Origin of the sequence: Bradyrhizobium sp., from assembly GCF_049691595.1 — a bacterium.
Lineage (GTDB): Bacteria > Pseudomonadota > Alphaproteobacteria > Rhizobiales > Xanthobacteraceae > Bradyrhizobium.
The window spans coordinates 1-10116 of the sequence record NZ_JBAVNZ010000016.1 but is presented as its reverse complement, the minus strand read 5'-3'; the positions used below and the strand labels follow the sequence as shown (position 1 = coordinate 10116).

The 10116-nt window shown below is 64.3% G+C and carries 10 protein-coding genes and 3 pseudogenes; 4 read left to right on the top strand and 9 right to left on the bottom strand.

The window, feature by feature from the left end:
* The coding region (locus WCE35_RS00615; protein WP_424591413.1) for a hypothetical protein at nucleotides 1-83 on the bottom strand (83 nt) is incomplete at its 3' end.
* A 105-nt stretch (nucleotides 84-188) separates the two neighbouring features.
* A pseudogene (locus tag WCE35_RS00610) lies at nucleotides 189-502 on the bottom strand (Bug family tripartite tricarboxylate transporter substrate binding protein); the annotation flags it as partial.
* Nucleotides 503-666: 164 nt separating this feature from the next.
* Between WCE35_RS00610 and WCE35_RS00605 the strand changes: the two are divergent.
* Nucleotides 667-2010 carry an MmgE/PrpD family protein gene (locus tag WCE35_RS00605; RefSeq protein WP_424591412.1) on the top strand — a complete coding sequence of 448 codons (1344 nt, stop codon included), beginning with the start codon at nucleotides 667-669 and terminating at the stop codon, nucleotides 2008-2010.
* Here the strand turns inward: WCE35_RS00605 and soxA are convergent, their stop codons facing one another.
* Genes soxA through WCE35_RS00570 form a run of 7 tightly spaced genes read right to left on the bottom strand, consistent with a single transcriptional unit; the run spans nucleotide 2011 to nucleotide 8018 of the window.
* Nucleotides 2011-2787, bottom strand: a complete 777-nt coding sequence (gene soxA, locus WCE35_RS00600; RefSeq protein WP_424591411.1) for a sulfur oxidation c-type cytochrome SoxA — start codon at nucleotides 2785-2787, stop codon at nucleotides 2011-2013. It lies immediately after the preceding gene.
* The gene (soxZ, locus tag WCE35_RS00595; RefSeq protein ID WP_424591410.1) at nucleotides 2784-3104 is read right to left on the bottom strand and encodes a thiosulfate oxidation carrier complex protein SoxZ; all 321 of its coding nucleotides are present in this window, start codon (nucleotides 3102-3104) and stop codon (nucleotides 2784-2786) included. Before soxZ ends, soxA begins: the two co-directional genes overlap by 4 nt.
* On the bottom strand, nucleotides 3104-3583 hold the full coding sequence (locus WCE35_RS00590) for a SoxY-related AACIE arm protein (protein ID WP_424591409.1): 480 nt from the start codon (nucleotides 3581-3583) through the stop codon (nucleotides 3104-3106). Before WCE35_RS00590 ends, soxZ begins: the two co-directional genes overlap by 1 nt.
* A gap of 10 nt (nucleotides 3584-3593) precedes the next feature.
* Nucleotides 3594-4058 carry a sulfur oxidation c-type cytochrome SoxX gene (gene soxX / locus WCE35_RS00585; RefSeq protein WP_424591408.1) on the bottom strand — a complete coding sequence of 155 codons (465 nt, stop codon included), beginning with the start codon at nucleotides 4056-4058 and terminating at the stop codon, nucleotides 3594-3596.
* Nucleotides 4045-5319 carry an FCSD flavin-binding domain-containing protein gene (locus WCE35_RS00580; protein ID WP_424591407.1) on the bottom strand — a complete coding sequence of 425 codons (1275 nt, stop codon included), beginning with the start codon at nucleotides 5317-5319 and terminating at the stop codon, nucleotides 4045-4047. Before WCE35_RS00580 ends, soxX begins: the two co-directional genes overlap by 14 nt.
* A 52-nt stretch (nucleotides 5320-5371) precedes the next feature.
* Complete coding sequence (locus WCE35_RS00575; protein ID WP_424591406.1) at nucleotides 5372-7558, bottom strand: molybdopterin cofactor-binding domain-containing protein; 2187 nt, start codon at nucleotides 7556-7558, stop codon at nucleotides 5372-5374.
* A 10-nt stretch (nucleotides 7559-7568) separates the two neighbouring features.
* Nucleotides 7569-8018, bottom strand: coding sequence for a (2Fe-2S)-binding protein (locus tag WCE35_RS00570; protein WP_424591405.1), 450 nt, complete (start codon nucleotides 8016-8018; stop codon nucleotides 7569-7571).
* Between the two features lie 1030 nt (nucleotides 8019-9048).
* Here WCE35_RS00570 and WCE35_RS00565 point away from each other — a divergent pair.
* From WCE35_RS00565 to WCE35_RS00555, 3 genes and pseudogenes are all read left to right on the top strand, one after another.
* Complete coding sequence (locus WCE35_RS00565; RefSeq protein ID WP_424591404.1) at nucleotides 9049-9498, top strand: hypothetical protein; 450 nt, start codon at nucleotides 9049-9051, stop codon at nucleotides 9496-9498.
* Nucleotides 9499-9604: 106 nt separating this feature from the next.
* Nucleotides 9605-9796, top strand: a pseudogene (locus WCE35_RS00560) (NADH-quinone oxidoreductase subunit B); the annotation flags it as partial.
* A gap of 88 nt (nucleotides 9797-9884) precedes the next feature.
* Nucleotides 9885-10112, top strand: a pseudogene (locus tag WCE35_RS00555) (DUF1801 domain-containing protein); the annotation flags it as partial.
* Nucleotides 10113-10116: the final 4 nt, after the last annotated feature.

Below are 10116 nucleotides of genomic sequence, written 5' to 3'. Positions count from 1 at the left end.
CTGGTTTCCGGATTCTTCAGCGCTGCCACGATCTCCTGGTTGAGCTTGCCGACGATGGCGGGCGGCGTATTGGCCGGCGCCAGGATGCCGTGCCAGGCAACGGCGTCGAAGCCGGGATAACCGCTTTGGTGATCGGGGAAAAACCCGTCAGCGGATCATAGGGAAGGCGCTTATAGACCGCCGGATTGATCGAAATCGGCCCGGACTGACCCAGCAGCAGCGTATAGCCGTCGGGCTCGGATTTGTTCACGAACTCGGTGCCGATGATCGCGCCCGCGCCGCCGCGATTTTCGATCACGATGGGTTGTCCGATGGTCTCGCCCACGCGCCTGGCAACGATGCGCGCAACTGAATCGGCGCCGCCCCCGGCGGCGTAGGGCACGATCAGCCGGATCGGACGCGACGGATAGTCATCGGCGCGCGCGGCGCCCGCGGTCGGCGAAGTGGCCAACCCAAGGGCCAATGTAAGGACCAATGCCAGCAGCCTCGAATATCTCCGCATCGCATCGCTCTCCCAGAGTCACCCTCAGATGGCCCACACGGGCGGCGGCGCTTGTCGTCCGCCGGCAGAACCATAAGGCAAAATTTCGGGTCCGGCCCACCGAAGGCACGGTTGTACTTTGGCGCGAGCCGACCGATGCTTCGACATCTTCTTGAGAGGGAAGCATGTTGGATCAACCCGGCGTCACGAAGAGCCTTGCGCGTTTCATCGTCGCCACGCGATGGGATGATATCCCATCGCAGGTACGGCATCAGGCCAAGCGTTCATTGATCAATTTCTTTGCCGTGGCGCTCGCGGGCTGCCGCACCGGGCCGGTCGAGATCGCGCTGCGCTCGCTCGCCGAGTTCTCGGGCGGCAAGCTCGTGACCGTGGTCGGGCGCAGCGAGCGCATCGATGCGCTGGGCGCGGCCTTCCTCAACGCCGCCGGCGCCAATGTCCATGACTACTGCGACACCCATTTGCGCACGGTGATTCATCCGACCGCGCCGGTAGCCCCGGCGGTGCTGGCGCTTGCCGAGTTGCGCCGGCTGAGCGGCCCCGATCTGCTGCTGGCCTTTATCCTCGGCAATGAGATCGCGGCCCGCATCGGGCTTGCGATCTCGCCCAGCCACTACAGCAGGGGCTGGCACATCACCTCGACCTGCGGCGTGTTCGGCGCCGCCGCCGGCAGCGGCAAGCTGCTGGCGCTTGACGAGCGCCAGATGGTGTGGGCGCTAGGCGCCGCGGCGACGCAATCGTCGGGTCTCTGCGAATGCCTGGGCACGCCGGCAAAAAGCCTGAGCGTCGGCAACGCCGCGCGCAACGGGTTGTGGTCGGCGCTGTTGGCGCAGCAGGGTTTTGCCGGGCCACCGGAACCCCTGGCCGGCGCACAGGGCTTCTACCACGCGCTCGCTGAAACGCCCGATTTGCCGGTCGTCACCGCGGGCCTGGGAGAAGGCTGGGAGATCATGGCGACGTCCTACAAGCCGTATCCGTGCGGCTTCGTCATCCATCCCGTGCTCGATTGCGTGCTGGACTGGCGGCGCGACCATCCAGCCGCCGAAGTGGTGCGCATCGTGGTGCGCGGCAATCCCCTGCTCAGCGCCCGCACCGACCGGCCCGATGTCTCGACCGGACGCGAAGCACAGGTCAGCGTGCAGCATGCGGTCGCGGCCGCGCTGGTGACCGGCAAGGCCGGAATAGACCAGTTCACCGATGCCTGCGTTCGCGATCCCGGCGTGCTGGCGCTGCGAAGCAAGGTCGAGGTCAGCCGCGATAGCGCGTTCTCCACCATCGCCGCCGCGGTCGAGATCACCACCGCCGACGGCGCGATCCACAGGCTGTCGCAGCCGGCCGCGCGCGGCAGCGACGCCAATCCGATGAGCGACGCCGACCTCGAGGACAAGCTGCGAGCGGCTGCCGCCGGCTGGAATCCGCGCTACGACACGGCGCCGCTGATCGATGCGGTCTGGACGCTCGACACGAGCGCGGATGTTTCCGGCCTGGCGTCGCTGGCCGTGCCGCGGTAGCTACGGCCGGACCGCGGGCGCCTCGATCGGCATGCCGCGCGCGCGCGACATCAGGTAAAGCTCGAGCTCGACCAGTTCCGGCGCGCCGTAGTCGTAGGGCTGTGCGCGAATGCCGGCGATGCAGCTCCGCAGGCGGCGCTGCAGCGAGCCCAGCGATTGCCACTCCAGCCGGTACAGCGGATAGCCGGTGGGCTGTCCCTGCGTGATCGCCGATCCCGCAAGGTGCTTGTCCCAATTGTCATCGTGGCAATGGGTGCAGCCGAGATTGAGCTGTCCCTGGCGCTGCATGAACAGTTCGCGTCCTCGGGCGATGAACGGCGCGAGCTGCGCGTCGCTGCCCGTCTCGATGGCGCTGCCGCGCGACTGTTGCGACACGAAGGCAGCGAGGGCCAGCAGGTCGCGGCTTTCGTAAGCGAGCGGCGTTGCCTGTTGCCGGTTGGCCCGGCACAGATTGATACGCTGTTCGAGGTTGACGGGACGGCCGAGCGCCTTGTCGAAAGCGGGATAGCGGGCGGCGACGCCCTTCATGCTGGCGCGCGCTTCGGCATGGCAGTCGGCGCAGGCCCTGTCCGCCGCGCCGACTTTGCGTTTCCACAGCACTTCGCCGTCAAGCACCCACAGCATGCCGGGATTGGCGGTGTCGTCGTCCTGTATTGCCCTGGTGTCCGGTGTCATGAAGCCGGTGCCGGACCGGCGATCGGCTTGCGGGATGTCGGCGGCGTGCGCGGCGCCCGCGACCGGCAGCAACGCGAACGCCATGATGCAGGCAAACCTCATTCGACAATGATCAAGGCGGAAGCGGTTTCGGAAAAGCCCCTGTCGCCGATCCACTCGAATTCGAACTTGCCGCTCTCGGTCGCTGTCGTGAAGAAGGCAATGAACGGGTTCGCCGCGAGCGCCGGATACAGCTCGGCCCGAAAAATCTCGGTGCCGTTATAACGGCAGGTAAAGCTCGTGATGATATCGCGCGGCACGACCTCGCCCGAAGCGAGGTGGCGATAACCGGTCTCCATGATATGCGACATCAGCGTCTTGATCTCGATGATGTCGCCGCGTTTTGCTTTTGCCGGAACATTGATCAGCGCGGAGGCCATCAGATCACCTCTTCGGTGCAGGCGGCCAGCGTTACCACCACGTCGACGCTTGCGGACCAGAACGTATCGTCGGACAGCCGAGCGATCGCGACCACCTTCTGGCTGTCGGCAAGCCGGATGCGGGTCGATACTTGCGCGCGGCCGGCGCGTGGGCCGAGATAGAAATTCCCGACATTGGGTTGCGGGTTCTTCTCGTTGAAGACATGGATGCTCCTGACATGGTTGTCCGCCGTCATCGGGCTGGCGACGCTGACGGTCAGCGGCACCGTGTTGCCGTTTTCGACCAGTGGCGGTACGTCGAGCTTGACCTTGCCGGTCCGCACCACGGCTTCGCCGACCACGTTCCGGATCGCGGCGGTGAGCATGGCGGGGGTCGCCTCTGCAGGGCGCACGGTCACGACGGGAATTGTGCCGAGCATGGCCGCGCTGCCGGCGAGGCCGAGAAAGGCACGGCGCGTGGTCTCGTCCTGTTCAGGCATCGGCACCTTCCTATTCCCGCAGCGTAACCAGATACGCCACGATATCCTCGATCTGCGCGGCCGACAGGATCGGCTTTCCCCGCCACGCCGGGCCAACGCGATTGAGCCCATCCACGCGATAATAGGAGGGCATGATCGTCGCGGCATTGAGGCGCGAGGCGTCGACCAGTCGAAGCCGAAGTTGGCCTTCCGACCAGCGGGCACCCGTGCCAGTCAGGCTCGGCGCCAGATCGCCCTGGAACTTGGCTTCCGGAAATGGGCCGCTATGGCAGAGGATGCACGTGCTCGCGCGGTCGACGACCAGCGCACGGCCGCGCACAGCGTCGCCTTGCGTGGTCGTGAGAGAATCCGCAATCGCGTCGCCCTCCACGACATAAGACCGTAGGGCCTGCGCCCCCGCGGCACAGGGCAGGGCAAGGATCGCGGCTGCGATCCATATCGGCGTTGAGGCGATCGCTGACCTAGCCAAAGGCATCCACCGTTATGGTCCTGAACCAGGTTTGAGCATTCTCCGCTTCCTGCCGGCGGACTTCGCGCGGCGCATCGACGGCACTGGTGCTGCCTTCGACCTCGGCGAACTGGCCATCCTTCGGCTGGTAGATGCCGGACAGCGAGAACGCGTAGCCGGGCGCGACCGTGTTGTAACAGGCGCCGTTCAGCCTCGGCATGTCCGTCGATTTGCCGGAAATCAGGTTCACGACCGCGGCGGCGCAGGCCCTGGCTTGTGCATGCGCGGCAGATGCGGATTTGGGAATTTGACCGGCGATGCAGGCGTCGCCGATGACGTGGATATTGGGCACGAGTTTCGATTCAAAGGTTGCGGGATTGATCGGGCACCAGCCGGTATTGTCGGCCGCGCCCGCGATCCCAGCGATGCGGCCGGCCTTCTGCGGCGGGATCACATTGGCGACCTGCGCGGCATAATTGCCGAAATCGGTGACGATGGTGTTGGTCGCGGGATCGACCGATATCACGCGTCCGCCTTGCGACAAGGCGATCCGTTCGATCATGCCAGGATACAGTTCCTTCCAGGCGTTCTCGAACAGCCGCTGCTGCGGAAACCCGTCCTTGGCGTCGAGAACAAGGACTTTCGATCGTGGCTTCCTGGCTTTCAGAAAATGCGCGATCAGGCTGGCGCGCTCATAGGGCGCCGGCGGGCAGCGCAAAGGCGCCGCGGGAACGGCCAGCACGACAACGCCGCCGTCGTCCATCGCCTCGAGCTGCTCGCGCAAAAGCATTGTCTGCTCGCCGGCCTGCCATGCATGCGGCATTCTTGCCGATGCCGCTTCGTCATAGCCGGGCAGCGCGTCGAAGCGCAGGTCGATGCCGGGTGCCAGCACCAGGCGGTCATAGGCAAGGATATTGCCATCCGCGAGACCGACGGCGCGCACCTGCGGATCGACCGTCATCGCCGCCTGCGCGATCACCGTAACGCCTTCAGCGACGATCTTGTCATAGGTGAATTGCTGCGCCGCCATCCCCCGCAGCCCGGCAATCACCTCATTGCTGAACGGGCAGGCGGTGAAGGTGCGCTTCGGTTCGATCAGCGTGATGCGCAGCGCTGCGTCGAGCCGGCGCAACGCCCGTGCGCAGCTTGCCCCGCCAAAGCCGCCACCAATCACGACGACGCGCGCCGCCGACTGGGCGATCGACGGGCAAGCCACCGCCGAAGCCGCCGCGATGGCGGCGACACCGCGAGCGACATCTCTGCGCGTCGGCTGACGCGTGACGTCCATGGGCAGGTTCCGAAAAGCGGGGCGGCGGCCGCCAAGGCCGCCGCCCATTGTATCAGGCGAAACTGATGTTCTGATCCCGCAGCGGCACTGAGCGGATGCGCTTGCCCGTCGCCGCGAAATAGGCGTTGAGCACCGCGGGCGCTGCCACGCCGATGGTCGGCTCACCGACGCCACCCCAGAACCCGCCGCTCGGCATCACGATCGATTCCACCTTCGGCATCTCGTTGATGCGCATCGAGTTATAAGTGTCGAAGTTGGTTTGCTCGATGCGGCCATCCTTGACGGTACAGCCGCCGTAGAACAGCCCGCTCAGGCCATAGACGAAGGAGCCCGCGATCTGCCGCTCGATCTGGGCGGGATTGACGACATGGCCGGGATCGGTGGCGGCGACGATGCGATGCACCTTGATCTTGTTGCCGTCGGTGACCGAGATTTCGGCCGCCCCGGCGACATAGCTCGCATAGCCCATCACCTGGGCGATGCCGCGATAGATCCCTTGCGGCGCCGGCTTGCCCCAGCCGATCTTCTCGGCCACGGCATTGAGCACCGCGAGATGCTTCGGATGCCTGGTCATCAGCTTGCGCCGGAACTCCAGCGGGTCCTGGCCGACCGAATGCGCCAGCTCGTCCATGAAGCATTCAAGATAGATCGCGTTGTGATTGATGTTCACGCCGCGCCAGAAGCCGGGCGGGACGTGCGGATTGCGCATCGAATGCTCGACCAGCAGATTGGGAACCGAGTAGCCGATCGCCGCCTCGCCACTCGCATTGAGGCCCTGGAACGCGGCCGGGTCCTTGCCGTTTTCCAGCGCCGCCGGGCGCAGGGCGAACAGGATGGATTGTCCCGACAGCCGCACCTGCAGCGCGGTCAGATTGTTGTCGGCGTCGAAGGCGCCGGTCAGTTTGCATTGCGTGACCGGGTGATACATGCCGTGCGCCATGTCCTCTTCGCGCGACCACACCAGCTTGACCGGCGTGCCCGGCATTTGCCTGGCGATCGCAACCGCCTGGCGGACATAGTCGGTCTGGCCGCGGCGGCCGAAGCCGCCGCCCAGTATCTGCTTGTGCACCTCGCATTTCTCGGCCGGCAGGCCCGAGGCTTCCAGCACCGCGGCAAAGGCGGCCTCGCCGTTTTGGGTGCCGCACCAGACCTCGCACTTGTCCGCGGTATACAGCGCCGTGGCGTTGAGCGGCTCCATGGTGGCGTGGTTTTGGTAGGGGTAGCTGTAGACCGCCTCGACTTTCTTCGCGGCGCTGGCGATCGCCGCCTTGGCGTCGCCATTCGCGTTGCCGACAAACGCCGGCTGCGAATTGTCGAGGCCTTCCGCCAGCCATTTGGCGATCGAGGCGCTGGAGACTTTGGCGTTTTCGCCTTCGTCCCAGACGATCGGCAGCGCGTCGAGCGCGGTCTTGGCGTGCCACCAGGTATCGGCGACGACGGCGACCGCGGTTTCGCCGACCCGCACCACCTTCTTGACGCCCTTCATGCCGGCGATCCTGGCCTCGTCAAAGCTCTTCAGTTTGCCGCCGAATACCGGGCAGTCCTTGATCGCGGCGCTGAGCATGCCGGGCTGATTGACGTCGATGCCGTAGGTCATCTTGCCGGTGGTCTTGTCTGCGGTGTCGAGCCGCTTCACCCCCTTGCCGGCGATCTTCCAGTCGTTGGGATCCTTCAATTTGACGTCGGCCGGCGGTTCCAGCCTGGCGGCGGCTTCCACCACCTTGCCATACGTCGTGGTCCTGCCCGATGGCGTGTGGGTGATGATGCTGTTGGCGGCGGTGCATTCCGAAGCCGGCACTTTCCATTCATTGGCGGCGGCCTGGATCAGCATCACGCGCGCGGTGGCGCCGCCCTTGCGGACATATTCCTGGCTGGCGCGAATGCCGCGGCTGCCGCCGGTCGAGAAATCGCCCCAGGCGCGCTTGCGGGCGACGCTCTGGCCGGGCGTCGGATATTCGGTCGTGACCTTCGACCAGTCGCATTCGAGTTCCTCGGCGACAAGCTGGGCGAGGCCGGTGAGCGAGCCCTGGCCCATTTCCGAACGCGCGATGCGGATCACGACCGTGTCGTCGGGCCGGATCACCACCCAGGCATTGACCTCCGGCGAACCGTCGGCGGCGCGGACGATGGTTGGACCGCCAAAGGGAATATCGAGGCCAAGGGCAAGACCTGCGCCCGCGGTGGCAGTGCCGATCACGAAAGCGCGGCGATTGAGCGTTGGCATGAGATGCTTGTTCATGGCTGTTCCCTCACGCGTTCGCGGCGGCATGGATGGCCTCGCGCACCTGCTGGAAGGTGCCGCAACGGCAGATATTGGTAATGGCCTGGTCGATGTCCTTGTCGGTCGGTTTCGGCTTGTCCTTGAGCAGCGCCGCCACCGCCATGATCATGCCGCTCTGGCAATAGCCGCACTGCGGAACGTCATTGGCAATCCAGGCCTGCTGCACCTTGTGCAGGGCGCCTTCGCCGGCAAGGCCTTCGATGGTGGTGATCTGCTTGCCGACCGCTTCGCTGACCACGACGCCGCAGGAGCGCATCGCAACGCCGTCAATGTGAACGGTGCAGGCCCCGCATTGTGCGATGCCGCATCCGTATTTGGTTCCGGTCAATCCGACATTCTCGCGAATTGCCCAAAGCAGCGGTGTGTTGTCTTCGACATCGACGCTGATCGTCTTGCCGTTGATCGTGAGGTTTGCCATCGCGTGTCCCCTGACTGGTTCAATCCATCGATTGAACCTCGAGGCGATGCTGGACCGGAACCTGGAACAGTTCAAATCAAGATTCTGCGTTGCAGATGGAAGATGATCGATCGGCCGGTGTCGCAGCGCTGTTTCGGGCACGCGGCACCCGACCGTTCTGGATAGTTTCGCCGCTGCCTTCGCGCGTTGAGCGACCGCGGGTGAATTGTTCTTCGCAATGAGGCGCGGACACAAATTCGCGGTCTCGCGGCTGAATGCGCCCGAGTTTTTCCTGGAACGTCCCGCCCTCCAAATCGGAGGGAGCAGGGAATGCCGGGTGCACGCTGCACCCGCGGTCCCGTGTGCAAATTGTAGATAAGGATGCGCACACGAGCATACAGGTTCAGCGGAGACACTCCGGCATTCCCTGCGCAATGGTTTTACGGCTTATGCCATGCTCTCCCCGGCGACGAATTCGTCTTGTCACCGTCGCCGGCGGATTAAAGGCTCAACGTAACCCGGTTGGGCTACGAAAACCTCCGCCGGCTTGACACCAGCAACGGGTGCCAGGACCACACGGTTTTGCCGTACGCTTCAGCGCCGTTCGTCTGCGCGCCTCGATCGCTCACGGGAGAACCCGCCCTGCGATCAGCTTGCGCGCCCGACGCTGCCGCGCCCACCGCATCCCATCCCAACGTTCGTGACGATGGCCAACGCCCCTCTCTCGGGATGAGACGATCGGATTTCTAGAACTGATTTGGGGTGCGTGAAAACAGGAATATTTTCCGTGCCGGGCCTTGACAGGTAATTCACCGATTTGCCCGTCGGGCAAATCACTGGAGCCGCTCCAACCTGTAGGGCGGATTGAAGCCCAACGGGTCCGCGCGAGGCGCGGCCCGATGGGCGTAATCCGCCGATCACAGCCAATCTGTGCTGGCCCGCTGACCCATTGCGGTCATATTCGTCATTCAGAGAGGCGCATGTCGATCGCGCCTGCGGCTGCAATCGTGCCCTCGCGTGGGGCGGCTGTTTGAGCCTGGGTCAGGCGGCTATGGACCACGTCCTCTATGCATACATCGCAAAGCCGACGACGACGCAGGCCAGCGCTTTTCTTCGCGCATTGGCGGACCACGGCGTTTCCCTTTCCCATCTCGGCAAGCGTGATCCGCCTCGCAAGTTCGCAGGCAGCGTCGATGAGGCGGTCAGCATGGTGTTCAGCGGCACAGACCTCATGGAGGTGACACATGCCCGGGCCGCGGCGCGGAAGCTTGATATCGATTTCGAGATTCACCACGACCCACGGTGGACGCATTCGACGGTATCGTCGTCATGCCCCGACAAGGCCGTACTGGGTCTCGTTGCTGACAGCGCGGCCGGAGCGTTTGATTTGTTCATCACCATTCGAGGTGTTTTGGGCGGAGGCAAGCAGCAGGCCTGGGAGGTTGTTCACGTGACGGAGAGGTGTCCACATGAGTTACGTTCCAGATTTGTCGTCGCCTGACCAGCGCTGCCAGCGAACCCGGTGATCGCGTGCAGGTTTTCATCGAGCCACGCCGGCGGTCGCTGTTTGGACAGGCCGTTACTGAAGCAAGCGAACGGAGGCTCAGATGGAATTGATTGGCAAAGATTCATCATTCTTTGAAATCAATGGCGAGCTTGCAGACAAGGGATTTTTCGTCACCTCAACAGACGAAATGATTACATGGGCGCGGACAGGGTCGATCTATTGGGTGACCTTCGGGCTTGCTTGCTGTGCGATCGAAATGATGCAGGTAATGATGCCGCGCTACGACCTGGAGCCCGAAGCCTGTAGTTCTCTTTAACCCGCCATTTTAGCCTGCCGTTGCACGCGAGATGGCGGGTTAAAGGGAACCCGCCCTACGCGCTGGCGAATCCTACAAGAAAGTCGTGAAGCTTACCTTCGCCAAGGGCGCGTCCCTGAAGGATCCGGCTCATCTCTTCAACTCGAGTCTCGACGGAAACGTACGCCGCGCGATCGACATCCACGAAGGAGAAGACGTTGACGCGTCCGCTTTCAAGGCGCTCGTTCGCCAAGCGGTCGCCCTCAACAATTCTGGCAAGTCGAAACCTTCGGAGAAAGCCCGAAGCCTGTAGGGCG

What these genes read in the sequence shown, in the direction of transcription:
- WCE35_RS00605 (WP_424591412.1), top strand. Translation starts at nt 667, where the DNA reads ATGTTGGATCAACCCGGCGTCACGAAGAGCCTTGCGCGTTTCATCGTC.
- soxA (WP_424591411.1), bottom strand. Translation starts at nt 2,787, where the DNA reads ATGAGGTTTGCCTGCATCATGGCGTTCGCGTTGCTGCCGGTCGCGGGC.
- soxZ (WP_424591410.1), bottom strand. Translation starts at nt 3,104, where the DNA reads ATGGCCTCCGCGCTGATCAATGTTCCGGCAAAAGCAAAACGCGGCGAC.
- WCE35_RS00590 (WP_424591409.1), bottom strand. Translation starts at nt 3,583, where the DNA reads ATGCCTGAACAGGACGAGACCACGCGCCGTGCCTTTCTCGGCCTCGCC.
- soxX (WP_424591408.1), bottom strand. Translation starts at nt 4,058, where the DNA reads ATGCCTTTGGCTAGGTCAGCGATCGCCTCAACGCCGATATGGATCGCA.
- WCE35_RS00580 (WP_424591407.1), bottom strand. Translation starts at nt 5,319, where the DNA reads ATGGACGTCACGCGTCAGCCGACGCGCAGAGATGTCGCTCGCGGTGTC.
- WCE35_RS00575 (WP_424591406.1), bottom strand. Translation starts at nt 7,558, where the DNA reads ATGAACAAGCATCTCATGCCAACGCTCAATCGCCGCGCTTTCGTGATC.
- WCE35_RS00570 (WP_424591405.1), bottom strand. Translation starts at nt 8,018, where the DNA reads ATGGCAAACCTCACGATCAACGGCAAGACGATCAGCGTCGATGTCGAA.
- WCE35_RS00565 (WP_424591404.1), top strand. Translation starts at nt 9,049, where the DNA reads ATGGACCACGTCCTCTATGCATACATCGCAAAGCCGACGACGACGCAG.